20 protein-coding genes are annotated in these 24,528 nt (G+C 73.0%); 13 read left to right on the top strand and 7 right to left on the bottom strand.

Annotated elements, in window-relative coordinates:
• Positions 1-112: 112 nt before the first annotated feature.
• The 3 genes from ACA514_RS42270 to ACA514_RS42260 all read left to right on the top strand — a co-directional run bounded on the left by ACA514_RS42270 (position 113) and on the right by ACA514_RS42260 (position 6,565).
• Positions 113-1,396 carry a DUF222 domain-containing protein gene (locus tag ACA514_RS42270; protein ID WP_375047101.1) on the top strand — a complete coding sequence of 428 codons (1,284 nt, stop codon included), beginning with the start codon at positions 113-115 and terminating at the stop codon, positions 1,394-1,396.
• A 1,875-nt stretch (positions 1,397-3,271) separates the two neighbouring features.
• Positions 3,272-4,039, top strand: coding sequence for an ABC transporter ATP-binding protein (locus ACA514_RS42265; RefSeq protein ID WP_375047100.1), 768 nt, complete (start codon positions 3,272-3,274; stop codon positions 4,037-4,039).
• A gap of 3 nt (positions 4,040-4,042) precedes the next feature.
• Positions 4,043-6,565 carry an FtsX-like permease family protein gene (locus tag ACA514_RS42260; RefSeq protein ID WP_375047099.1) on the top strand — a complete coding sequence of 841 codons (2,523 nt, stop codon included), beginning with the start codon at positions 4,043-4,045 and terminating at the stop codon, positions 6,563-6,565.
• Positions 6,566-6,613: 48 nt separating this feature from the next.
• On the opposite strand, the gene ACA514_RS42255 is transcribed toward ACA514_RS42260, so the two are convergent.
• From ACA514_RS42255 to ACA514_RS42245, 3 genes are all read right to left on the bottom strand, one after another.
• A complete protein-coding gene (locus ACA514_RS42255; protein ID WP_375047098.1) occupies positions 6,614-8,026 on the bottom strand; it encodes an NAD(P)/FAD-dependent oxidoreductase in 1,413 nt (470 codons plus the stop codon).
• 77 nt (positions 8,027-8,103) lie between these two features.
• Positions 8,104-8,574: an Lrp/AsnC family transcriptional regulator gene (locus ACA514_RS42250; RefSeq protein ID WP_344266872.1), complete on the bottom strand. Its 471-nt coding sequence runs from the start codon at positions 8,572-8,574 to the stop codon at positions 8,104-8,106.
• Between the two features lie 69 nt (positions 8,575-8,643).
• A complete protein-coding gene (locus ACA514_RS42245; RefSeq protein WP_375047097.1) occupies positions 8,644-10,065 on the bottom strand; it encodes an amidase in 1,422 nt (473 codons plus the stop codon).
• Between the two features lie 154 nt (positions 10,066-10,219).
• Between ACA514_RS42245 and ACA514_RS42240 the strand changes: the two genes are divergently transcribed.
• Positions 10,220-10,795, top strand: a complete 576-nt coding sequence (locus ACA514_RS42240; protein WP_375047096.1) for a TetR/AcrR family transcriptional regulator — start codon at positions 10,220-10,222, stop codon at positions 10,793-10,795.
• Between the two features lie 56 nt (positions 10,796-10,851).
• Here the strand turns inward: ACA514_RS42240 and ACA514_RS42235 are convergent, their stop codons facing one another.
• Positions 10,852-11,490, bottom strand: a complete 639-nt coding sequence (locus ACA514_RS42235; RefSeq protein ID WP_375047095.1) for a TetR/AcrR family transcriptional regulator — start codon at positions 11,488-11,490, stop codon at positions 10,852-10,854.
• 286 nt (positions 11,491-11,776) lie between these two features.
• Here ACA514_RS42235 and ACA514_RS42230 point away from each other — a divergent pair, with 286 nt between their 5' ends.
• The 6 genes from ACA514_RS42230 to ACA514_RS42205 are packed head-to-tail and all read left to right on the top strand — an operon-like array spanning position 11,777 to position 18,674.
• On the top strand, positions 11,777-13,393 hold the full coding sequence (locus ACA514_RS42230; protein ID WP_375047094.1) for an ABC transporter substrate-binding protein: 1,617 nt from the start codon (positions 11,777-11,779) through the stop codon (positions 13,391-13,393).
• A complete protein-coding gene (locus tag ACA514_RS42225; protein ID WP_375047093.1) occupies positions 13,393-14,355 on the top strand; it encodes an ABC transporter permease in 963 nt (320 codons plus the stop codon). Before ACA514_RS42230 ends, ACA514_RS42225 begins: the two co-directional genes overlap by 1 nt.
• Entirely contained in the window at positions 14,352-15,221 is an 870-nt protein-coding gene (locus ACA514_RS42220) for an ABC transporter permease (RefSeq protein ID WP_375047092.1), read from the top strand. Before ACA514_RS42225 ends, ACA514_RS42220 begins: the two co-directional genes overlap by 4 nt.
• Positions 15,218-16,201: an ABC transporter ATP-binding protein gene (locus ACA514_RS42215; protein ID WP_375047091.1), complete on the top strand. Its 984-nt coding sequence runs from the start codon at positions 15,218-15,220 to the stop codon at positions 16,199-16,201. The genes ACA514_RS42220 and ACA514_RS42215 overlap by 4 nt, the downstream gene beginning before the upstream one ends.
• The gene (locus ACA514_RS42210) at positions 16,198-17,019 is read left to right on the top strand and encodes an ABC transporter ATP-binding protein (RefSeq protein ID WP_375047090.1); all 822 of its coding nucleotides are present in this window, start codon (positions 16,198-16,200) and stop codon (positions 17,017-17,019) included. The genes ACA514_RS42215 and ACA514_RS42210 overlap by 4 nt, the downstream gene beginning before the upstream one ends.
• 29 nt (positions 17,020-17,048) lie before the next feature.
• Positions 17,049-18,674, top strand: coding sequence for a CocE/NonD family hydrolase (locus tag ACA514_RS42205; RefSeq protein ID WP_375047089.1), 1,626 nt, complete (start codon positions 17,049-17,051; stop codon positions 18,672-18,674).
• A gap of 23 nt (positions 18,675-18,697) precedes the next feature.
• On the opposite strand, the gene ACA514_RS42200 is transcribed toward ACA514_RS42205, so the two are convergent.
• Positions 18,698-19,012 carry a helix-turn-helix transcriptional regulator gene (locus ACA514_RS42200; RefSeq protein WP_375047088.1) on the bottom strand — a complete coding sequence of 105 codons (315 nt, stop codon included), beginning with the start codon at positions 19,010-19,012 and terminating at the stop codon, positions 18,698-18,700.
• Positions 19,013-19,215: 203 nt separating this feature from the next.
• Between ACA514_RS42200 and ACA514_RS42195 the strand changes: the two genes are divergently transcribed.
• Positions 19,216-19,674, top strand: a complete 459-nt coding sequence (locus ACA514_RS42195) for an STAS domain-containing protein (RefSeq protein ID WP_375047087.1) — start codon at positions 19,216-19,218, stop codon at positions 19,672-19,674.
• A gap of 38 nt (positions 19,675-19,712) precedes the next feature.
• Here ACA514_RS42195 and ACA514_RS42190 read toward each other — a convergent pair whose 3' ends face one another.
• Positions 19,713-20,072 (bottom strand): hypothetical protein, encoded by a 360-nt coding sequence (locus ACA514_RS42190; RefSeq protein WP_344266901.1) that lies wholly within the window; start codon positions 20,070-20,072, stop codon positions 19,713-19,715.
• A gap of 113 nt (positions 20,073-20,185) precedes the next feature.
• The gene (dapD, locus tag ACA514_RS42185) at positions 20,186-21,160 is read right to left on the bottom strand and encodes a 2,3,4,5-tetrahydropyridine-2,6-dicarboxylate N-succinyltransferase (RefSeq protein WP_375047086.1); all 975 of its coding nucleotides are present in this window, start codon (positions 21,158-21,160) and stop codon (positions 20,186-20,188) included.
• A 137-nt stretch (positions 21,161-21,297) separates the two neighbouring features.
• On the opposite strand from dapD, the gene ACA514_RS42180 reads away from it, so the two are divergent.
• Positions 21,298-21,957, top strand: coding sequence for a CHAT domain-containing protein (locus ACA514_RS42180; protein ID WP_375047085.1), 660 nt, complete (start codon positions 21,298-21,300; stop codon positions 21,955-21,957).
• Positions 21,958-21,989: 32 nt separating this feature from the next.
• Positions 21,990-24,503, top strand: a complete 2,514-nt coding sequence (locus ACA514_RS42175) for a tetratricopeptide repeat protein (RefSeq protein ID WP_375047084.1) — start codon at positions 21,990-21,992, stop codon at positions 24,501-24,503.
• Positions 24,504-24,528 lie beyond the last annotated feature (25 nt).

The following is a 24,528-nucleotide window of genomic DNA, read 5'->3' as shown; positions in this document are numbered from 1 at the left end:
GTAGAGGATGATCAGTATGCCGCGGGTATATCTAGCCATACCTTTTCGCGGAGCATCGAAATAAGGGTCCGTCGAGCCGACTTTTGCCGGCCACGTAGGGTATGATTTACCTATGCAATCAGTGACGGTCGACCTGGAGACCGCGTCCACCATTCAATTGGTGGACGCGGTCTCGGCGATCGCCGCTGAACTCGCCCAGCGCGAAGCCCCGGAGTCGGCGGCGGCGTGTCTGGAACTCACCGAGAGCCTTGCCGCTGCCTGCGATATTCAGGAAAGCGCACTGGTCGGTTTCATTCGCCGAGTCGATGTCACAGGTGAACAGAAGCGGTGGGGATACCCCTCCACCCGGGCATGGCTACGGTCCCGGCTTGGCATGCGGGAGAACCGCACCACCGAACGCCTCATCCTCGCCCGCCAACGGCACCGCCTCCCGAAAGTCGCCGAACGCCTCGCCTGCGGGGAGCTGTCCTACGGATATGCGGCCACGGTCGCGCAGAGTGTGGCCCGCTTGGAGGACACCGACTGCGCCGAAGCCGAGACAACCCTGCTGAGCTTCGTCGACCAAGGCTTCTCAGCGGCGAAGGTGGGAGTGTTCGGCCGCCGCATCTGCGACGTGATCGCCGAACGCGACGGCACCGAGGCCGTCCCCGGTGAGGACGTCAAGCGCGGGTACGCCAAATCGTGGATCACCAGCACCGGCTCCCTGGACGGCGGCCGCTACATCAAAGGCTGGTTGAACGCCGAGGACGCTGCGATCTGGGACGGGACTCTGGCTCCGCTGGTCAAGCCGGCCGGGCCTGAGGACACCCGCGACGTCGGGGAGCGCACCGCAGCCGCCCTGTCCAGCGTCCTATCCGGTGGGCACAAGGCCACCAAGGTCACCGTCATCTGCAACCTGGAGACACTGACCGGCGGCAACGCCCCCGCCCGCCTCACCGACGGGACACCGATCCCCGCCGCCCAAGCCCGCCGCATCGCCCTATCGGCAGGAGTGTCACCGCTGATCCTCGGGCGAGGGCACACGCCGCTGTACCTCGGCTACCGGGAGCGGTTCGCCAGCGCCGCCCAACGCCAAGTCCTCGAAACCCTGTACCCGACCTGCGCGGTCCGGGAATGCGAGATCCCCGGGACGCTGTGCGAGGTCGACCACGTCAACGGATGGGCCCTGGGAAACAGCCCCACCGACATCGACCAACTCACCCTGACCTGCGGATGGCACAACCGGTTCAAACACGCCAGCCCAGATCAGATCGGGATCGGCAAAGATCCCGACGGGCGGTACATCTACCGATTGCTGCCACCACCAGGCGCCCGATCAAGATCCAGACCCCGGACGGGTAGCGGGCCACCGGGGGCGTTCGGCCCGCCCGACACCACCGCCAACTGGGCCGCGTAACCCGCCCCACCTCCACGTCACCGGTTCGCCCGAATCCAATCCGGATCTCGGGCGAACCGGCATGCCCATGTCCGCTCACAGTCGCCACCATGCTGACTACGGCGATGGACGGGGACGGGGAAAGGCGCCGGGGGCGGCGGCCCAGGCGGGATCAGGCGACCTTGCGGAGGGTGACATCCATCGATGGGGACCAGTTCATGCCGTCGTCGGTCATCGCTGCGGTGCAACGCGTGCGGTTGCCGATCCTTTGAAGGCCGAGTGGACGACGAAGAACCCGCCAGGTGCCCACTCGTAGACATCACTGGTGAGGATCGGAACCGATGGGGTCTCCGTGGTCTCGATCGTGTGGCCTTCGTTGATCCATTTGCCGATGAGGACCGCGAGCGCTTCGTGGCGGCCGTCGCGGACGGGTGCTGCGCGTGTTCTCCGACATCGGGAGCTCCTTCGTCGTGGGGACGGTTCCCTACGTGGTCGGAGCCACCGCACCCATCTCGACATCCTCGCTTGGTCCGCTGGTTCGGGGGCGGTGGGGTGGCGCGACCAGGCGGGGCAGGCGGAGCCTGCCCCTTAAGCGCTGCCTCAGGGGCCGCAGAGGCTCCAAAGTCAAGGGTGGACGAAGTCCATCGCGAAGCGACGCCGAAGGCGCCCTTGACTTTGGAGGGGCGGCCCCGTACGCCAGCGCCACCCCACCGCACGGCCGACCCCTCCGCCAACACCCCTCACACCCCTCGCCGAACGCCCGATGTCTCCTCACCCGGACATCGCTCGCCGCCGCGCTGCCCCAACTCGTCGCGTTGCACGTACGGCTGCTCGTCGCGTTCCGCGCCCGCAGTACCTGGCGCTCCACGTCCGGCCGCGCTTCGTATCCCGCGCCTGCGGTGCCTCGTGCTCGCCGTTGCTGTTCGTCGCAATCCATGTTCGGGCGGCTCTCGTGCTGTCGCGGAACCCAGAAGCAGGCGCTTGTGGTGAGCAAGTCGCGAGTGACCGTCGAGAGCAGCAGTTCGATCAGCGGCCTGGTCCGGGGGAGGACGAAGGTGGCGACCTTGAGCTTGGTGCCGGCGAGCCGGCGGACGGCGAAGCGCCGGAGGGGGTTGATGGACAGCAGCTTTCCGGCGATGGGGAGTACGGCTACGGCCCGCAGGACGGGCGAGGTGGGGGCCAGGCCGGTGGTCAAGGTCACCGATGTGCATTGCTGGCGCACTGGGCGGCGAGCAGTCCGGTGGAGGGGGTGCCGGCGGACTTCGCGTTCTCCCCGTCGGGCAGAGCCAGGTGCTGGGGGCGGCGCCGAGGCGTGCGAGGGCGGGGCGGCTTTTGCGCAGCTCGGCTACGACGGCCTCGGTCGTCGGCACGCCGAAGCTGAAGCCGGTCACCAGCGTGCTGCCTTGCGCGATGGTGTCCTCGTGCAGGTCGAGCAGGCCAGGGGACGGCGGCCAGGTCGCGCGGCACGCAGGCGCGGGCGATCACCGTGGTCGTCCTCGCGTAGTCGCCGATGGTGTTGACGACCACGGCGGGCCGCTCTTGGCCGCGAACCGTTCGGCCGTGTCGGTGATGACGGCCCGCGCGCTGAGGTCTGCGGCCTTCTTGTGGAGCCGTTCGCTTTCGCGTCCGATCAGGACGGGAGCGCACCAAGTAGATCGCTGTCACCCGCGCGATCGAGGAAGCGCGGCGCGAGCCCGGCAGCAGATCGCCTCGGTCGCGTTCCGGAACGACCGGTGGGGCGACGAGGTACCGGCCACTCCGGCTTACGCCCGCCACTCGCGACGGGCGGTACAGCCTGCGCTACCACGGGTGGGCCACTGGCTGCATTGTTGCGGGTCGGCGATCTCCCTAGCGTCGGGAGCCTCCGAACCGAAGCCCCCCGGAAGGCACCAGCCGATGTCCATGCCCCCGGCGCCATACGCCGTCAGTGTCGAACGTGTCAGTAGGACGTACGGCGGTGGTGAGCGGCCCGTTGTGGCGCTGGCCGGCGTCGACGCCTGGTTCGCCAGGGGGACGATGACCGCGGTGATGGGGCCGTCCGGTTCCGGCAAGAGCACGTTGCTGCACTGCGCGGCGGGCCTGGACCGGCCGAGTTCCGGCCGGGTCCGGATTGGGGACACCGACCTGTCGGCGATGTCTGAGAAGAAGCTGACCGAGTTGCGCCGCCGCCGGATCGGCTTCGTCTTCCAGGCGTTCAACCTGGTGGGGGCGTTGACCGTCGAGCAGAACATCATGCTGCCGTCGCGGCTGGCGGGCGTCCGCCCGGATCCGGCATGGGTCGCGGAGGTGATCGGACGGATCGGGCTGGGCGACCGGCTCCGGCACCGGCCGGCGGAGCTGTCCGGCGGCCAGCAGCAGCGGGTGGCGATCGCCCGGGCGCTGGTCGGCCGGCCGGAGGTGATCTTCTGCGACGAGCCGACCGGCGCGCTGGACACCCGGACGGCGGCGGAGGTGCTGGCGCTGCTGCGGTCGGTGGTCGACCAGGCCGGCCAGACGGTGATCATGGTGACCCACGATCCGGTCGCCGCGTCCTACGCCCACCGGGTGATGGTCCTCGCGGACGGCCGGATCGTGCAGGACATGCCGCAGCCGGGCGTCCAGCGGATTGCCGAGCAGTTGGCGATGCTCGGCCGGCGGCAGCCCGCCGCGAGCCGGGAGGGCTGAGGCGTGCTCGCACTGGCCGCGCGGATGCTGCGGTTCCACAAGGGCGATTTCGTGGCGACGTTCATCGCGCTCGCCGCGGGCGTCATGATCCTCACGGTGTGCGGGCTGCTGGTGGAGTCGGGGCTCCGCTACCAGGGGGAGACGCAGCGGTACGCCGAGGCGTTCGCCGTGGTCGCCCACCGCGACCTCACGATCACGCACAAGGAGTTCGGCGACACCGAGACCAGCACGGTGACGCTGCCCGAGCGCGGCGGCGTCCCGGACGCGCTGGCCCGCCGGATCGCCGCGGTGCCGGGTGTCGCGAGCGCGGTGGCGGACCGTTCGATCGCGGTGGCGCCGGCGGCGGCGCCGGAGGTGGAGGCGGCGGGGCACGGCTGGGGGAGCGCGGCGCTCGCCCCGTACCGGGTGGTGTCCGGGACGGCGCCGCGGGCCGACGGTGAGATGGCGGTCGACGGCCGGCTCGCGGCGGCGGGACGGCTGCGGCCCGGGGCCACCACGGCGGTGCTGACCGGGGGGACGGTCCGCCGGTTCCGGGTGAGCGGTGTCGTGGAGGCGTCCGGTGTGCGCGGGTCGGCGGTGTTCTTCACCGACGCGGAGGCGGCGCGGCTGGATCCGCGCCAGGGGCGCGTCGACGCGATCGGCGTGCTGCTGAAGCGGGGTGCCGACAGGTCGGAGGTGTCCGCGGCGGTGCGGCGCATCGCGGCGGCCGCCGGGGCGAAGGCGTACGAGGGGGGCGAGCGCGGACTGGCCGAGGAGCCGGAGGCGGCGGCCGGTCGGGACCTGATGGTGCAGGCCGGCGGCGCGTTCGGCGGCTATGCCGCGCTGATCATCGTCTTCGTGGTCGCCGCGACGGTCGGCCTGTCGGTCCGGCACCGCCGCCGCGACTTCGCGCTGCTGCGGGCGGTCGCGGCGACGCCGGGCCAGGTGCGGGCGCTGATCCTCGGCGAGGTGGGGCTGCTCGCCGTGCTCGCCGCGGTGGTGGGCGTGCCGTCCGGGCTGGGGGTCACCGCGTGGCTCCGGGGCCGGCTCGTCGACCGGGGGTTCGTGCCGGAGACGTTCACCGTGCAGGGCGGCGCGCTGTCGGGGCTCGCGGTGACTGCGGCGGTCGCGGCGGTGGCGCTGCTCGCCGGTTGGGTCGCCGCGCGGCGCACCACCCGGATCCGGCCGACGGAGGCGCTCGGTGAGGCGGCCGTAGAGGCGGTCCTCGGGGGCAGGGTCCGGATGGTGTCCGGGGTCGTGCTCCTCGGCGCCGGGGTCGCCCTGATCGCGGTGACCGGCAAGGCCAACGGCGAGACCGCGATGGGCGCCGCGGTGGGGATGCTGTACACGTTCGTGCTGGCGATCGCGCTGCTGGCCCCGTGGATCAACTGGGGTACCGCGTGGGCGCTCGCGCCGGTCCTGCGGGCCGTGTTCGGCGACAGCGGGTACCTGGCCGCCGCGAACCTGCGGGCGAACGCGCGCGGCATGGTGGCGGTGCTGACGGCGCTCGTCCTGTCGGTCGGGTTCGGCGGGACGGTGTGGTTCCTTCAGGACAACCTGCAGCGGCAGACGGTGGTGCAGAGCCATGACGGCACGCTGGCGCAGCACGCGCTCGTCGGCGGCGCCGGCCTTCCGGCGGCGGCCGCGGTGAAGGCCCGCCAGATCCCCGGGGTGGTCGCCGCGACGGGCGTGCGCAAGACGTCGGCGATCGTCCCGTTCATGGACGATGGGCAGACGGTCGTCGCGCAGGGCGTCGATCCACAGGGGATCGGCCAGACCATGGACCTGCGGGTGCGGTCGGGGAACCTCGCGGACCTGCGTCCCGGCACGGTGGCGGTGTCGCGGTCGCAGGCGTCGTCGGCGCACTGGAAGCTCGGCGGGAACGCGCGGTTCTGGCTCGGCGACGGCACGCCGGTGTCGCTGCGGGTCGTCGCCGTCTACGACCGGAACCTCGGTTTCGGCGACATCACCGTGGACAACGCGACGCTCACCGGCCACACCCGGACCGGCCTGGACGACCGCGTCCTGGTCCGCAGCGCGCCGAACGCCGCCGGCGTCGGCGCCGCGCTGACGAGGCTGGCGGGCGAGTACCCGGGCAGCTCCGCGGCCGGCACCGACCGGCTCACCGGTGAGCTCGCCCAGGACCTGGCGATCAGCGCGTGGCTGAACAAGCTGCTGGTGGCGGTGCTGATCGGGTACTCGATCCTCGCGGCTGGCAACACCCTGATCATGGCGGCGCTGGCCCGGACCCGGGAGGTGTCCCTGCTGCGCCTGGTCGGGGTGACGCGCCGCCAGGTGAAGCGGATGGCGAACGCCGAGCAGGCCGCCCTGCTGGGGGTGGCGCTCGCGATCGGCGGCGCGATCGCGGCGGTCACCCTGTCCTCGATCGTCAACGCCGTCGCGGGGCAGCGGGTCCCGTACGTCCCGGCGGCCGGCTGGGTCGCGATCGTCGGCGGCACCGTGGCGCTCGCGCTGGTCGCCACGGTGATCCCGATCGGCCGCCTGCTGCGCACCCCGCCCGTCGAGGGCATGGGCATCCGCGAGTAGCCGCCGCGCCGCCCCCGCGCCGGCCCCCGGGCCGGCGCGGAGGGCGGGTCAGCTGTCGAAGCCGAGGCCGAGGGTGTCCATGGTGCGCAGCCACAGGTTGCGGCGGCCGCCGTTGCGGTCGGCGGCGGCCATGGACCGGCGGGTCAGCTCGATGCCGAGCCAGCGCAGGGGTTCGGGCGGGAACGGGACGGGCTTGGAGCGCACCATCGCGAGCCGGGTGCGCGGGGTGTCCAGGCCGTCGAGGCGGTCGAGGGTGACCTGGGCGGCGAACCGGGTGGCGCCGACGCCGAGGCCGGTGAAGCCGAGCGCGTAGGCGACCCGGCCCTGCGCGGCGGTGCCGAAGAAGGCGGAGAACCGGGTGCAGGTGTCGATGACGCCGCCCCAGGTGTGGCTGAACCGGACGTCTTCGAGCTGCGGGAACGTGCGGAAGAAGTTCGCGGCGAGCAGGCGGAAGGTGTCGGGCCGCTGGTCGAGGTCCGCCGAGACCCGGGAGCCGTAGTGGTAGACGGCGTCGTAGCCGCCCCACAGGATCCGGTTGTCGGCGGTCAGCCGGTAGTAGTGGAACTGGCTGCCGCTGTCGGACATGCCGTACCGGTTCCGCCAGCCGATGGAGTCGAGCCGGGCGTCCGTCAGCGGCTCGGTCACCATCGCGTAGTCGTACACGGGGACGATGTACGGCCGCACCCGGTGGACGAGTGACGGGAACGCGTTCGTCGCGAGGGCGACGCGGCGCGCCACGACCCGTCCGTAGCCGGTGGTGACGACCATGGAGGCTCCGCGCGGGGCCAGCGACGTGGCGGAGGTGCGCTCGAAGATGCGGACGCCGAGCCGGACGCAGGCGTCCCGCAGCCCCCAGGCGAGCCGCGCCGGGTTGACCAGCGCGGTGCCGTCCCGGTCGAGCAGCCCGGCGAGGTAGGTCGGCGACGCCACCTCGGCCCTGACCTGCTCGGCGTCGAGGAGCTCGGGGGAGCGGCCGAAGCGGCGCGCGGCCTCGGCCTCCTCCTCCAGCTCGCGGACCTGGTGGGGACGGGTGGCGACGTTCAGCTCGCCGGTGCGCTCCCAGTCGCACGCGATGCCGTACCGGCGGATCGCGTCCTCGATCTCGTCCAGATTCCGCATGCCGAGCCGCTCCAGCTCGGCGATCTCGCCGGGCCAGCGGGCGAGGCCGTTGCCGAAGCCGTGCGTGAGGCTGGACGAGCAGAACCCGCCGTTGCGCCCGGACGCGGCCCAGCCGACCTCGCGCGCCTCGACGAGGACGACGTCGCGGCCGGGGTCGCGCTCCTTGGCCAGCAGCGCGGTCCAGAGGCCGCAGTAGCCGCCGCCGACCACGACGAGGTCGCAGTGCTCCTCGCCGGCGAGGGCGGGGAAGGCCGCGGGGCGCGCGGGGTCGTCCAGCCAGAAGGGGACGGGTTCGGCGTGCACGAGAGCACGTGCGGGATCAGCGGCGATGGCCTGCGACATGCCACTAATTTAGCGGCTTGCGCGAGAGATTTCACTAATCCAGTTGTGTAGATGTTGAGGAGCGACTGATTTAGTGGTCAGTGTGCGCCCCATCGATAGCTCTCCTTGCGCAGCTGGAGGTAGACGAACGTCTCCGTGCCCCGCACCCCGGGGATCGACCGGATGCGGCTCGCCAGCACCTCCGCCAGGTGTGCGTCGTCGTCGCAGACGATCTCGCAGAGGATGTCGAAGCCGCCCGCGCAGAGCACGACGTAGATCGTCTCCGGCATGTCCGACAGGGCGGACGCGACGGGCTCCAGCGGCCCCGCCACCTTCACCCCGACCATCGCCTGCCGGTGCCCGCCGACCACCAGCGGGTCGGTGACGGCGACGATCTGCATCACGCCGGCCTCGGTCAGCCGCTGCACCCGCTGCCGGACGGCGGCCTCCGACAGGCCGACCGCCTTCGCGATCGCCCCGTAGGAACGCCGGCCGTCCTCCTGCAGCTGCTCGATGATCTGCCAGGAGATGGCGTCGAGGTCCGGCCCGGCCGTGCTCTTCCTGCTCATGGCCCGCATCATCGCAGGGCGCCGGGCCGCACGGGCGCGGGCCTCGGGTGGACGGGTCAGGCGGACAGGTCAGGCGGACAGGGGCGCGGTGAAGTCGGGCGCGCGGTCCTCGACGGCCTGGGCGGCGTCGAGGACGAGGTCCTCGGCGAACCGGCCGCCGATGAGCTGGACGCCGATCGGCAGGCCGTCGGCCAGCGCCGCCGGCACCGAGACGCCGGGGAACCCGAGGACCGGCAGGGACGTCATCGGCCACTGCGCCGCGACGAGGTTCCGCCCGCGCTCGGGCTCGATGATGTCGGCGTCCTGCTCGAACGGCGGCTCGGCCGAGACCGGCGTCAGCAGGATCATCCCGGTGCCGAGCAGCTCCTGGAGCCGGGTGATCAGCGTCGCGCGGCGGGCCCAGCCCTGGACGTAGGCCGCGAGGTCGGGCTTCTCGCCCCACAGCCCGGCGGCGTACTCGTAGGCGTAGCGCATGTGGACGCGCAGCCCCTCGTCGGCCATTTCCAGCATCCCGGGCAGTCCCGGACGCATCTCCTCGAACAGCAGCAGGGACCACAGCCGCGCCGCCTCGGCCAGCAGCGGCAGCTCGATCTCCTCGACCTCGTAGCCCGCGTCCGCCAGCCACCGCGCGGCGTCGTCCACCGCCGCGTCGACGGCCGGGTGCGGCTTGACGATGCCGACGTCGCGGACGACCCCGACGCGGATCGGCCGGTCGCCGGGAGCGGGCGCCGCCGGCAGCGCGGGCACGCCGAACGGGTCGCGCAGGTCGGCGCCCGCCATCGCGCGCAGGGCGAGGCGCGCGTCCGCGACGGTCCGGGCCATCGGCCCCTGCACGGCCCAGGCCTGGACGGTGAGGGACGGCTCCGGGCCCGTGTCCTCGGGGGCCGTCCAGTTGGAGACCAGCCCGACGGTCGGGCGGACGCCGACCACGCCGCAGCAGCCGGCGGGGAAGCGGATCGAGCCGCCGATGTCGTTGCCCTGGGCGAGCGGCGTCATGCCGGCGGCGAGGGCGCTGGCGGCGCCGCCGCTGGAGCCGCCGGGGGTGTGCCCGGCGCTCCACGGGTTGAGGGTCCGGCCGTGCGGCTCGTTCGTGGAGAACCAGCGCACCGAGAAGGCGGGCGCGTTGCTGCGGCCGAGGAACACCGCGCCGGCGGAGCGGAGCGCGGCGACGGACGCGTCGTCGCGCGCGGCCCTCATCCCCGCCATGGCGGTGACGCCGTGCGTCATCAGGGCGCCGCGCTGCGGGGTGTTGATCTTGGTGGAGGTCGGGACGCCGTGCAGCGGGCCGAGGTCGGCGCCGGCCGCGACCGCCGCGTCCGCGCGGCGCGCGTCCGCCAGCGTCTCCTCCGGGCGGACGTCGGCGAGCGCGTTCAGCTCCGGGTTCACGGCCTCGACCCGGCTGAGGCAGGACTCGGCCGCCTCGACCGCCGAGACCTTCCGGTCGCGGATCAGCGCGGCGACCTCGGTGACGGGCAACTGCCAGAGTTCCATGCCTGCTCCTCAGGGCGTCGTTGCGGCGCGCGGGCGGTGCGCCCGCGCTGCGGCGGTGGTGCGCGGAGCACCGGCGATGGCGAGGAGCGTACGTGATGCAACGCTGATGTACAACGGTGTTGTATGACGGGATTCCCGGGGTTACGCTGCCGTCATGCCGGTGGAGATCGATATCGACCAGCGCCTCGCGACCATCGCCGACGCCACCCTGGAGATCGTGGCGGCGGACGGTCTCGACGGCGTGTCCATCCGGGCCGTCGCCAAGCGCATCGGCGGCTCGACGACGCTCGTCACCAACTACCTGCCCACCCGGGAGGCCCTGCTGCAGAACGCCATAGAGCACGCGATGCGGGGGTGGGCCACCGAGATGGACCAGGCCGTCGAGGGCGCCGACGCCTCGGGGCGGCTGCTCGCGATGGCCCGCTGGGCGTGCTCGACCACCGGCGACGACGAGGTGCTGCGCCGGCTGTTCATGGAGATCCTCGGTCGCGGCGGCCCCGGCTCGGACTCGCTGAAGGCCCTCAACGAGGACGGCCGGCAGAACCACGAGATGCTGGCCGGCGCCGCGCGCGACGCGGGCGCCTCCGACCCCGCGTTCGCCGCCGACGTCCTGCACCTGGTGTTCCGCGGCTTCTACGTCGCCGGCCTGGAGGACCCGGAGCGCTGGAACAGCGAACGCATGACCCCCCTCATCGACCGGCTCGTCCGGCTGCTGACCACCGGCCCGTAGCGACCGGCCCAGAGCGACCGGCCCACAGCAAGGAGCCACGGATGGAGTTGAACCGGCTACCCAGACGCCCCGGCCCCGGCCGACGCTCCGGCATCGGACGGCGGGCCGGCGTGGGCGGCTTCGAGGGCGGCGAGCATCTGCGCGGCGAGCGCCTTCATGCCCGCCTGCCGCGTCGCCGGGAAGGGCAGCGGCGCGAGGGTGGAGTGGCCGAACGCCATGCAGATCAGGGCGTAGGCGAGCTGCAGGCTCTCCGCCGAGCCGCAGCCCGGGACGGCGGCGCGGATCGTCTCGCCGATCTCGCGTTCGAGCCGGCTGTAGCTGTCGTAGATCCGGCCGCGCAGCCGCACGTCGTGCATCGCGCCGCTGATCAGCGCCTCGATGACGAGGTCGTCCTCGTTGCGCGCCATCTGCGGGCCGAACAGGTAGTCCACCAGCGCGGGCAGCCGCGCGGCCGGTTCCCGGTCGTTCAGCGCCTCCCGCATCGAGGCGAAGTACGGGGTGATGACGTGGTCCCACAGCGCGTCGACGAGCTCGTCGCGGTTGCCCACGTAGTGCCGGACGTGGGAGCGGCTCATCCCGGCCGCCGCGGCGATCCGCTCCTGCGTGCTGCCCGCCAGGCCGTGCCGGGCGACCGACCGGGCGGCGGCCCGCAGGATCTGCTCGCGCCGCTCCGCCACGAGGCTCGGCCGTCCCAACGGTCCCCCTTTTTTCGCCGCGGTAGTTCTGCGGAACGGAAGTTCAACGCGCGCCAAGGATAGCGCCGTGATCCTTCGGAAGGAGAGCGAGGAAGTCTCCGGCCCGACGGCCCGATGTTTTGTTTTGCGGTATTGACAATCAACTCGGCGACGAACCACGCTGCGATTCCCCGTCCGGTCCCGTCCGGCCCCGCCCGGTCCGTCCGCCCCGTCCGGCTCCCTCCGATCCTCTCCGGCCCGTCCGCGCCGTCGCGCACGGCCCGTCCACCATCCGAAGGGTCCATCCATGCAACGTTCACGTCTGGCCGCGGTCACCGCGATCCTCGCCGGCTCCTGCACCCTCGCCGCGTGCGCGGACGGCGGCGGGTCCGCGACGGCGGCCGCCCCGACCGTCACCACCTCCATGCCGGCCCCGACCGGCGACGTCGGCACCGTCACCTGGAACCTGCCGCCCGGCGAGCCGCCGACGCTCGACCCGGCGCAGTCGGCGATCGAGTCCGTCAGCACGCCGCTGGCGAACATGTGCGAGGGGCTGTTCAGCTTCGGTCCGAACTACGAGCGCGAACCGGCCCTCGCCACCTCGTTCGACCACCCCGACGACCTCACCTACGTGATCCACCTGCGCGAGGGCGTGAAGTTCTGGGACGGCAAGCCCGTCACGCCCGACGACGTCGTCTACAGCGTCAAGCGGCTCCTCGACCCGAAGCTCGGCTCGTCCTGGATCGGCTGGGCGGAGCGGATGCGGAGCATCGAGGCCACCGGTTCCCACGAGATCACCATCAAGATGAAGAAGCCGGACGTCCTCGTCCCGAACTTCTTCTCCACGCCCGCGTTCGACGTCGTGGAGAAGGCGTTCGCGGAGTCCGCAGGCAAGAGCTTCGGCACGGCCGGGCGCGGCGTGATGTGCACCGGCCCCTACAAGCTCGCGAGCTGGACGCAGGGCCAGAACATCGTCCTCACCCGCAACGACGCCTGGTGGAACACGAAGGTGAAGCCGAAGGTGAAGAACGTCAAGTTCACCTTCATCACCGACCCGTCCGCGCAGACGGCGGCGCTGGACAGCGGGGACGTGGACGGCCAGTTCAACGTCCCGCGCGCCGCGCACGTCCGCCTCAAGGACAAGGGGCACCTGCTGTTCGGGCAGAGCCTGTCGCCCACGTTCATCTCGGTGCTGAACCAGAACGGCGGGCTGTCCGACCCGGCGGCGCGGCAGGCGCTCCAGGCGCTCATCGACTACAAGGGCATCATCAAGTCGGTCTACCAGGGCGCGGCGCAGCCGCTGCGGGCGCTGGTCCCGCCGGCGGCGTGGGGCTACGGCAAGAACGTCTACCAGCAGGCGTACGACCAGCTGCCGGCGCCGTCCCAGGACCTGGAGAAGGCCAAGTCGCTCATCGCCAAGGCGCCGAAGGCCAAGGGGAAGATCGTCCTGGCGTACACGACGGCGATCGAGGAGGAATCGCGGATCGCCACGGCGATCGCCGACGCCGCCTCGCAGGCGGGGATGCACATCCAGCTGAGGCCGCTCACCGCCGAGCAGTACGGCGCGATGTTCTCCTCGCCGCAGGCCCGCGCGGGCGTCGACCTGTTCCTGTCGACCGGGTACCTCGACTTCCCCGAGCCGCTCACCTACTACCAGTTCTTCACGACCGGGAACTTCTACAACTTCCCGGCGTACAGCAACAAGGAGTACGACGCCGCCATCCAGACCGCGATCGCCACCGCCGACCCGGCCGCCCGCGCGCGCGAGGTGACCAAGGCGCAGACCATCATGGCGCGCGACCTCGTCAACGTCCCCATCGCGACGCAGTACGTCAACGTCTTCTACAAGTCGGGCCTGACCGGGCTCGTCCCGCGGCAGAACTACCTGTACACGCCATGGGCGACCACCCTCGGCGGCAAGTGATGACGGTTCGAGCACTCGCGCCCTGGATCGGGAAGCGCGCGCTGGGCGCGGTCCTGACCGTCCTGGTCGCGTCGGTCCTGATCTACGGGGCGCTGCGGCTCGTCCCCGGCGATCCGGTGCTGGCGGTGACGTCCGGGCGCCGCCTCACCCCGGACCAGATCGACGCGCTCCGGCACGCCTACGGGCTCGACAAGGGGTTCGCGCAGGGGTACGCCGCGTGGATCGGCGACGCGCTCCACCTGGACCTCGGCAGGTCGCTGACCTACCAGACCGGCGTGGCGTCGCTGATCGGGAACCGGCTCGGCGTGTCCGGCCTGTTGATCGCCTACTCGGCGGTCCTCGCCGTCGCCGTCGGGTCGGCGGTCGCGCTGGTGTCGGCGGTGAAGGGCGGCCTGGTCGACCGGATCGCGACCGTCGCGGCGTCCCTCACCACCGCGACGCCCCCGTTCGTCGCCGCGATCGTGCTGCTGTCGGCGTTCGCGGTCGGGCTCGGCTGGTTCCCCTCGACGGGGGCGGGCACCGGCCTGCCCGACCGGCTGTGGCACCTGACGCTGCCCGCCGTCGCGATGGCGTTCGCGGCGTTCGGCGTCCTCGCCCGGGTCGGCAACGCGGCGTTCGCCGACGAGCTGGGCCGCGAGCACGTGCAGGCGGCGCGCAGCCGGGGCGTGGACGGCGCCGCGCTGATCCGCCGGCACGTCGTCCGCAACGCCCTCGGGCCGCTGCTCACGGTCATCGGGGTGCTGGTGGCGAGCCTGTTCGTCGGCACCGCCGTCGTCGAGACCGCGTTCGGCCTGGACGGCGTCGGGTCGCTGCTGGTCACGTCGGTGTCCCGGCGGGACTTCCCGGTCGTGCAGGGCATCGCGCTGTTCGGGGTGCTGCTGTTCGTCGTGGTGAACACGCTGGTGGACCTGGCGCTGCCGTTCATCGACCCGCGCGTGACGGCGGGAGGGCCGCGCCGATGACCCTGACGATCCCCGCGCTGCGGGCGCGCGGCGCCAAGCGGCGCCGGCACCGCCCGCTCGGCGTCACGCTCGCGATCGCGTTCCTGCTGGTCGCCGCGGTCACCGGCGCGCTCGCCCCGGTGCTCGCGCCGCACTCGCCGAACGCCACGAGCCTGCTGGACTCGCTCGCGGCGCCCGGCACGGCCGGCCACCTGCTCGGCACCGACTCCACCGGACGCGACGTGCTGTCCCGGCTGATGTACGGGGCGCGGCTGTCGCTGCTCGCGCCGCTCGGCGTGGTGCTGCTGTCCGGGGTCCTCGGGACGGCGGTGGGGCTGCTGGCCGCCCGCGCCGGCGGCTGGGTCGACGCCGTCCTGTCCCGCGCCATGGACATCGTGTTCTCGTTCCCGAGCCTGCTGCTGGCGATGCTGGTGGTGGCGGTGTTCGGGCCCGGGCTCACCGCCCCGATCTGCGCGCTCGCCGTCAGCTACACGCCGTTCCTCGGACGGGTCGTGCGGAGCGTCGCGATCCAGGAGGGCGCCCGCCCGTACATGGAGAGCTACCGCGCGATGGGCTTCGGCGAGCTGTGGGTGACCGTCCGGCACCTGCTGCCGAACATGCTGCCGGTGCTGCTCGCGCAGAGCGCGCTGTCGTTCGGCTACGCGATGGTCGACCTGGCGTCGCTGTCCTACCTCGGGCTCGGCGTCCGCCCGCCCGCCGCCGACTGGGGCTCGATGATCAGCCAGGCGCAGAGCGCGATCCTGCAGGGCTCGCCGTGGAGCGGGCTCATCCCCGGCGTCGCCGTGCTGCTGACCGTCGTCAGCGTCAACGTGCTGGGCGAGCACATCGGGGCCTCCGTCTCCAGGAAGCAGAGTGAGGTGAGATGACCGTGCTCGCGAAGGAGGAGACGGCGCGCCGGGACGCGCTCGGCGTCGCCGGGCTGACCCTCGGGATCGGCGCGCTCCCGCTGCTGGACGGCGTCACCGTCCGGGTGGGGCGCGGCGAGACGGTCGGGCTGGTCGGCGAGTCGGGGTCCGGCAAGTCGCTGACGGCCCGCGCCGCGCTCGGGATGCTCCCGCGCGGCGCGACGGCCACCGGCTCGGTCGAGGTCGGCGGCGTCGACGTGCTCGCCGCCGGCCGCGCCGCGCTGCGCGACCTGCGCCGCACCCGCGCGTCGATGGTCTTCCAGGACCCGCGCGCGGCGATCAACCCGGTGCGCCGCGTCGGCGACTACCTCACCGAAGGGCTGCGCGCCCGCGGCGTGCCGTCCCGCGAGGCCGCCGCGACCGCGCTCGGCCTGCTGGAGCAGGTCGGCATCCGGGACCCGCGCGGCGCGCTGCGCCGCTACCCGCACGAGTTCTCCGGCGGCATGCTGCAGCGCGTCGTCATCGCCGGTGCGCTGTCCATCGAGCCGGAGCTGCTGCTCGCGGACGAGCCGACGACCGCGCTCGACGTCACCACGCAGGCCGAGGTCATCGGGCTGCTGAAGGACATGCAGCGCAAGCGCGGCACCGGGATGCTGTTCGTGACGCACGACCTCGACCTCGCCGCCGCCATCTGCGACCGCGTCTACGTCATGTACGCCGGGCGGATCGTCGAGGAGGCCGCCGGCGCCGCGCTGTTCTCCTCGCCCGCGCACCCCTACACGAAGGCGCTGCTGGAGGCGAGCCCGTCCGTGCACGGCGAGAGGACCGCGATCAAGGCGATCAGGGGACGTCCCCGCTCGCTGGCCGAGGCGCCGTCCGGCTGCGCGTTCCGCGACCGCTGCCCGCTGGCCGGCGACGACTGCGCCGAGGCCGTGCCCGCCGCCCGCCCGCACGGGACGTCCGCCGTCGCGTGCGTCCGCCCCGGGGAGGTGGCGCGATGACGACCGCGAACGAGCCGGTGCTGAGTGTGTCGTCGCTGGTCAAGCGGTTCGGTGACTTCACGGCCGTGGACGATGTCACCTTCGAGCTGATGCCCGGCGCGTCCCTCGGGATCGTGGGGGAGTCCGGGTCCGGCAAGACGACCACGGCCCGCATCCTCGCCGGGCTCGACGAGCCGACGTCCGGCACCGTCACGCTCGCCGGCGAGACCGTGGTGAGCCGCTCGCGCCGCGCCCGGCTCCGCCGCGCCGGCCTCCTCCAGATGATCTTCCAGGACCCGTACGGCTCCTTCGACCCGCGGCAGACCATCGCCGAGTCCATCGCCGAACCGCTCCGGCTCCACGCGCCGGAGCTGTCCGCCAAGGACCGGCGGGCCCGCGTCGCCGAACTGCTCGACCAGGTCGGGCTGAGCGATCGCGCGGGGGAGTCGCCGCCGCGCGACCTGTCCGGCGGGCAGCGGCAGCGCGCCGCGATCGCCCGCGCGCTCGGCATCCGGCCGCGCGTCCTCGTCCTGGACGAGGCGGTCGCCGCGCTCGACGTGTCCATCCAGGCCCAGATCCTCACCCTGCTGGACGACCTGCGCCGCGACACCGGCATCGCCTACGTCTTCGTCTCGCACGACCTCGCCGTCGTCCGCCACATCACCGACACCGCCGTCGTGATGCGGCACGGCCGCATCGTCGAGCGCGGCGGCACCGAACAGATCCTGCGCGACCCGCGGCATCCCTACACCCGCCTGCTGCTCGACTCGATCCCCGCGCCCGGCTGGGACCTCGACCGGGTGGCCCGCGACCGCCGCGCCCTCGACCCGTCCCACTGAGGCACCACCCGATTCCCTCCGGAGAACACGTGCTGAACATCGAGCGGGTAGGCCCCGCCGCCGCACCCGCCGACGCCGAACAGGTCATGATCCCGATGCGGGACGGCGTCCGGCTGGCCGCCGACCTCTACCGCACCGGCTCCTCCCCGGCTCCCGTCGTGCTCGTCCGGCTGCCCTACGACAAGGACGGCGCCTACTGCTTCATGCCGCTGATCGGGCGGTACTTCTCGGCGCGCGGCTACAGCGCCGTGGTCCAGGACGTCCGGGGCAAGTACCGGTCCGAGGGCGCCACCGAATTCGGCGTCCACGAGGCCGACGACGGATACGACACCATCCAATGGGTCACCGAACAGCCCTGGTGCAATGGCGACGTCGTCATGTGGGGCGACTCCTACTACGGATTCACCGCCATCGCCGCCGCGATCGGCGGCCATCCCGCCCTCAAGGCGATCTCGCCCCGCGTCACCGGCTCCCAACTGTCCACCGTCCTGGAGTACGGCAACGGGACGCGCGACGTCGAGCAGACGAGCCGCAAAATGTATTTCGCCACCCACTACGTGGACGCGGACCGCTACGAATGGGAGCCCGACTGGAACGGCCGGCCGCTCCGGGCGTCCTTCGACGCCTTCTTCGAGCAGATCGGCAAGCGCTCCGCCTGCTTCGACGCCGAGTTCTCGGGCGAGTCCCGGTTCGTCCCGCCGCCGCTGAAGGCGCTGCTGGAGAGCCGCCCCGTTCCGGCCCTCTACACGATCGGCTGGTTCGACAACTGCGCCATCTGGTCGTGGCACGACGTCCGCGCCCTGTCCCGCGACCCGGGCTGGTCGTCCCGCCTTTACCTGCGGATGGAGGCCATCGACCACGAGAACTACCGCCTGCGCGACGCCCCCGTCGCCCCGTCCGCCGACCATGCCGCCGACCCGGCCGCACTCGAGCGGATGCTGCCCGGCTACCTCGACCCGGCGATCGAGTTCTTCAACGCCGTCCTCGACGATTCGCTGGAAACGCAGCCGCGCGTCAGCTACGAGATCTGCCACGGCGAATGGCGGGAGAGCGGGACCTGGCCGCCCCGCCAGGCGACCGGATTCGAGTACTTCCTGACTCCGGACGGCCTCTCCGCCGAACCGCCGCAGCGGGAGAGCAGCGCGGAGTGGACGCACGACCCGTCCGATCTGGTCCCCTCGGCCTCAATGAATCCTTTCGCGGCCCTCTTCGACCGGGCAGATCTCAGCGCCATCGGAGAACGCGACGACGTCCTGCGCTTCACCGGCCCCGCTTTGAGCGAGGAAACCGACCTCATCGGGACCGCGACCCTGCTGCTGAGCCTTTCGGCACCGGCCGGCGCGCACATCCACGCCCGCCTGCTCGACATGGCGCCCGACGGCTCCGCCCACCTCATCAGCAAAGGCCAGGTCCGTTTCGACGTGCCGCACGACGCGGCCGTCCTCGACCTCCAGGACGTCGGCTACCGGCTCCGTGCCGGCCACCGGCTCGCCCTCGACGTCATGAGCAGCGACTTCCCGGAGTACGTCCCGGAATGCCCGGCCGGCGCCGACCCGTGGACGTCCCTCCCCGGCGGCCCGGTGACCCGGCGGATCGCGCTGGGCGGCGCCCGCCCGTCCCGCCTGCGCATCGGCCCCGGCCCCGGAGGCCGCTGACCCGCCGTCCGGCCGGCCGCCGGTCAGGCGAAGGAGCCCTCTCCGAGGAACACCTCGATGAGGGCCTGGACGTCGTGACCGGCGTCGGCCGGATGCCGGAACGGCCGGTCGGCGTTGACCGTGTAGGTGTTGCGGCGGCCGACGCGGGTGCGGACGAGGTACCCGGCCTCCTCCAGATCGGTGATGATCAGCTGGGCCGACCGTTCGGTGATCCCGATCTTCTCCGCCACGTCACGGACCCGCAGGTCGGGGTCTCGCGCGATGCAGATCAGCACCCGCGCGTGGTTGGTCAGGAACGTCCACGGTTTGCCGGCCTGCCGTGCCTGTGCGCTCTCCATTCGCGACCTCACTGTCCGATGCTCGCCCCCCGGGGCGTCCGGGACGCGCGCGTCCAGGACGGTGCGTCACGCCGTGGACGCGGGAGGTGCCGGTCACCTGGTCATGATACGACAGGGTTTTACCGAATAATTTTTCGTGTAACCTCTTTGAGGTAACTGTTGTCGTCCGTTGACGCCGTCGTCCTGGGGGAGGGTGCTCCGCCATGCTCGTGCAGCCGGTCACGCCGCAGCTCGCCGCTGATTCCGACGCTCCCGCCACCGGGGGCCCGGCCGGTGCGCCGCCGGACCCCCGCGAGCGGCCCGCCCTGGTCATCGAGACCGAGGAGCGCGGGGACGCGACGGTCCTGAGCATGGCGGGACCGCTGGTCGCCGGCACGCTGGTGACCGCGGAGGCGCGGATCCTGACCACCACCGTGCTGGCCGGACGCCCCCTCGACCTGGTGCTCGACCTCACCCGGGTCGACACGATCGACCAGCACGGGGCCAACCTGCTGAGCAAGACGCGTTTCACGGTCTGCGCCGCCAGGGGGACCCTGCACATCGTCGCCCCGCGCGACGGCGCCGTCCATCCGAGGCTCAACCGCTACCTGCGCCAGGTCACCGTGGAGCGGCGGGAGGACCTGCCCGCGCCCGCCCGGCAGGCGGAGACCACCGCGATCTGACACCGGAGGCACCGGGCACGGTCGCCCGGACGGGGCGGTCAGTTGATGTTCAGGTCGCCGTTCACGTCGCGGAGCTGGACGACCTTCTCGGCGCGGCCGTTGAAGACGTTGACGACGCCGTCGTCGGACGCCTCGGCCCGGGTCTGGGCCTGGTTCCAGATCGCCTCCAGCTCGGCGCGCAGCGCGGGATCCTCGTCCAGCAGGCGCCGGACGGCGCCTTCCAGCGCGGGGATCCCGCCGGCGTCCTCGGCGGCCCTGGCCAGGGCGTCCTCGTCCGCCGCCCGCCCCCGGAACCGCGCGCGGACGCGCCGGGACAGCTCGGCGACCGCGGCGCGCACCGGTTCCCCGGCGACTTCGACGGCTTTGCCCGCCATCGCCGTGGCGATGGCAACGGTCATCGGATCGCTCACCACCCCAGTGCACCACGCCGTCCCGCCCCCGCACAGGGGCGCTGGAAATCCGCCGCGCGCTGCCGGCGGACGCGCCCCGCGCCCGGACGGGCGCCCGGGACTCAGTTGTTGGTGTGGAGCGCGGTGTTGAGCTCGACGCCCTCGCCGCGGCGGGGAAGGGCCTCCACCGCGCCCGTCGTGGAGTTGCGGCGCAGCAGCAGCCCGGAGCGGCCCGACAGCTCCGCCGCCTTGACCGTGCCGGAGCCCGCGAGCGCGACCTTCGTGCCCGCCGTGACGTAGAGGCCGGCCTCGACGACGCAGTCGTCGCCGAGCGAGATGCCGATGCCGGAGTTGGCGCCGAGCAGGCAGCGCTCGCCGATCGAGATGACCTGCCGCCCGCCGCCGGACAGCGTCCCCATGATCGACGCGCCGCCGCCCACGTCGGAATCCGCGCCGATCACCACGCCCGCGGACACCCGCCCCTCGATCATGGACGCGCCGAGGGTGCCGGCGTTGAAGTTGACGAAGCCCTCGTGCATCACGGTGGTCCCGGGCGCCAGGTGCGCGCCGAGGCGCACGCGGGACGCGTCGGCGATCCGCACACCGGACGGCACGACGTAGTCGGTCATCCGCGGGAACTTGTCGAGCCCGTCGACCGAGACCGGCCCGCGCGCCCGCAGCGCCGTCCGGACCTGTTCGAAACCGTCCACCGCGCACGGCCCGGCGCTCGTCCACACCACCGTCGCCAGCAGGCCGAAGACGCCGTCCAGGTTCACCTGATGGGGCCGGACGAGCCGCGCCGACAGCAGGTGCAGCCGGAGGTAGACGTCGTGCGCGTCCACCGGCGGGCCGGCCAGGGACCCGATCTCCGTCCGCACCGCGACCGTCTCGACCCGCCGCGCCGCGTCCCGGCCGAGGGGGAGGTCCTCCCCGAACGCCGCCTTGGCCTCCTCGGCGGACAGCCGCCGCGAGCCCTGGCCGGCGTCCCCCGCGATCCGCGGCGCCGGGAACCAGGTGTCGAGCACCGTCCCGTCGTCCGCGATCGTGGCGATGCCGTCGCCGGCCGCTCCGTCCGTCACGAATCCCGCGTCACTCATGCCGCACACGGTAACGGCACGGCCGGCGGCCCCGGTCGGGAGGTCGAGGTGTTCGCGGTGGCGGTGGTGGACGGTGCCGGAGTGTGGTGGGGTGTTGGCGGTGCGTCGGCGGCGGTGGTTCGGCGGGAGGTCGGTGGATGGCGGGCGACTGGGACGATCCGCGTCCGGAAGGGCTGCGGGTGCTGTATCTGACGGCGTCCGCGCGCGGGGATCTGCGGGTGGACGAGGAGGTCGGCCGCGTCCAGGAGGCGGTGCGCGCGGCGGTGCACCGGGACCGGGTGCGGATCGAGCACCTGCCGGCGGCGACCCTGGACCGGTTCCTGGACGGCCTGACCCGGGTGGTCCCGCACGTGGTGAGCTTCTCCGGCCACGGCGAGGAGGGCGGCCTGGAGTTCGACACCGGCGCGGTCCGCCGCGGCCCCGGGCACCGGCTCCCGGTCGAGGTCATCGCGGACGCGCTCGACGCGGTGGACGTGCGGCCGCGGCTGGTGGTGCTGAACGCCTGCAAGACCCACGCCCAGCTCGAGCGGCTCGTGCGGGTGGTGCCGCTGGCGGTGGGGATGCGCGGCAGCGTCGGCGATCCCGCCGCGATCGCGTTCGCGTCCCGGTTCTACGCGGCGCTGGCCGACGGGCAGTCGGTGCGGGCCGCGTTCAAGCTGGCCAAGGTGCAGCTCGCGGGCCAGGGGCTGCCGGACGCCGACCTGCCGGTGCTGGAGTGCGCGTCCGGGGTCGATCCGGGCGCGGCGGTCCTCGTGGCGCCGCCGGACCCTTCGATGCCGGACCCGGCGCGAGCCTGACCGGGTCCGGCGCTTTCCTGGGCACCCTGCCCGTGCCGGCCGCGCTGCCTGCGGTGGCGCGGGTGCCGGCGGGCGGGGCGGTGAAACTGCCGCGGCTGCCGTCACCGGTGTTCGTCGGCCGCGACGAGGTCCTCGACGGCCTGCGCGCCACGGTGCGCGACGGGCCGGGGGTGATCGCGCAGGCGGTGGTGGGCCTGGGCGGGATCGGCAAGAGCGAGCTGGCGTTGCAGTACGCCGACCGTCATCGCGGCGACTACGACCTGGTGTGGTGGGTGCTCGCCGAGACCGCCGACGACGTCCAGGCGGGGCTGGCGGATCTGTGCCGGGCGCTGTGCGCGCCGATCGCGTCGGCGGCCGCCGCGCAGGCGCCCGCACCGGAGGCGGCGGCATGGGCACTGGCGTGGCTGGCGGCCCACGACCGCTGGCTCGTGGTGTTCGACAACGCCGAGGACGTCACTGACCTCGAACCACTGCTGGGCCGGTTGGCAGGAGGCCACGTCCTGGTGACGAGCCGCCGCGCCGTCGGCTGGGACGCCATCGGCACGGTGCTGCGGCTGCCGGTGCTGCGCCACGATGACGCGGTCGACCTCCTGAAGTCCCTCACCGGCCCGGCGGGAGCCGGATCGGGCGGCGCCGGATCGGGCGGCGCCGACGACCTGGCCGGGGAGCTGGGCGGGCTGCCGCTGGCGCTGCGGCAGGCGGGCGCCTACATCGCCGCCGTCCCCGGCATGACCGTCCAGCTCTATCTGCGGAGGCTGCGGGAGTCGGCGCACTGGGCGGTGAGCACCCGGCCGCCGGTCGGCCGGCGCAGCGATCGGCAGCTGGTGGCCGCGACCTGGTCGATGACCATGGACCGGGTCCGCGACGAGCACCCGCTGGCGGGGCGGGTCATGCGGCTGCTGGCGTGCTTCGCCTCCGACCGCCTCCCGTGCGACGTCCTCTACGGCCTCCCCGGCGCCGACCCGGTCGAGGTGGGGGAGGCGCTCGCGGCGCTGGCGTCCTACAGCATGATCGAACTGTCGGCCGACCACCGGTACGTCGGCGTGCACCGCCTCGTCCAGGCCGTCACCCGCGCCGCCCTCACCGGTGAAGACCGCGAGCACGACATGGCCGTGGCCGCCGAACTGATCCGCAAGGCCCTCCCGGACGACCACCGGACGATCGGGACATGGCCCAGATGGGCCGACCTCCTCCCGCACGCCCGCCAGGTGCTGGATCCGGCCTCCGACGCCATGGACGCCGTCCTCGACTACCTGTCCGCCAGCGGGAACTACCGCGCCGGCCTCGAACTGCAACGGCTCTCCGCGGCCGCGTCCGAGCGGGTCTACGGCCCCGAGCACCCGAGGACGCTGATCGCGCGCGGCAACCTCGCGTACGCGACGGGCGCCGCCGGGGACGCCGCGGGCGCCCGCGACATGTACGCCGCGCTGCTCCCGGTCCGGGCGCGGGTCCTGGGAGCCGAGCATCCGAGCGTGCTGGTGACGCGCGGGAACCTCGCACGCTGGACGGGCGAGGCCGGGGACGAAGTGACGGCCCGGGACATGTGCGAGGAGCTGCTGCCGGTCATGGCGCGCGTGCTGGGCGCGGAGCATCCCCGCACGTTGACCGTCCGGTCCAACCTCGCCTCGTGGACGGGCGGGGCCGGGAACGTCGATGCAGCGAAGGACCTCTATGCGGAGTTGCTGCCGGTCATCGAGCGGGTGCAGGGCGCCGAGCATCCCGACACGCTGACCACGCGGGCCAACTTCGCCTACTGGACGGGTGAGGCCGGGGACGCCGCCGCCGCCCGGGACCTCTCCATCGAGTTGCTGTCCCTCCGCGAGCGGGTGCTGGGCCCGGAGCATCCCAGCACGCTGAACGCCCGCGCCGGCGTCGCCTCGTGGGCGGGCATGGCCGGGGACGCCGCTGCCGCCAGGGACGGCTATGCGGCGTTGCTGCCTCTGCGCAAGCGGGTGCAGGGGCCCGAGCATCCCGCCACGTTGAACACCTGGGCGAACTGCGCCTACTGGACGGGCCGGGCCGGGGACGCCGCTGCGGCCAGGGACCTTTACGCGGAGTTGCTGCCGGTCATCGAGCGGGTGATGGGCCCGCTGCATTCCAAGACGTTGAGCGCTCGCGCCGGCGCCGCCTCGTGGGCGGGCAAGGCCGGGGACGCCGCTGCCGCGCGGGATCGTTACGCGGAGTTGCTGCCTCTGCGCGTGCGCGTGCAGGGGGCCGAGCATTTCGACACGCTGCTCACGCGGGCGAACCTCGCCCTTTGGACGGCCGAGGCCGGGGACGCCGTGACGGCCCGGGACATGGGCGCGGCGTTGCTGCCCGTCCGCGAACGGGTGCTCGGGCCGGAGCACCGCAACACGTTGACCACGCGGAGCAATCTCGCCCATTGGACGGGCAAGGCCGGGGACCCGGTGACCGCCCGCGACCAGTACGCGGAGTTGGTGCCGGTCCTGGAACGCGTGCTCGGGGCCGATGACCCCGACACGGTGGCCGCCCGCCGCCGGCTCGCCTACTGGTCCAAGCGGGCCGCGCGGCGAGACGGAGACTGAGCCGCGGCGACGGGCGGGGTCCGGG

Origin of the sequence: Actinomadura sp. NTSP31 (genome assembly GCF_041951385.1) — a bacterium.
Classification (GTDB): domain Bacteria; phylum Actinomycetota; class Actinomycetes; order Streptosporangiales; family Streptosporangiaceae; genus Spirillospora; species Spirillospora napierensis.
The sequence above is the reverse complement of the archived record's forward strand: the minus strand, read 5'-3'. Positions and strand labels throughout refer to the sequence as shown.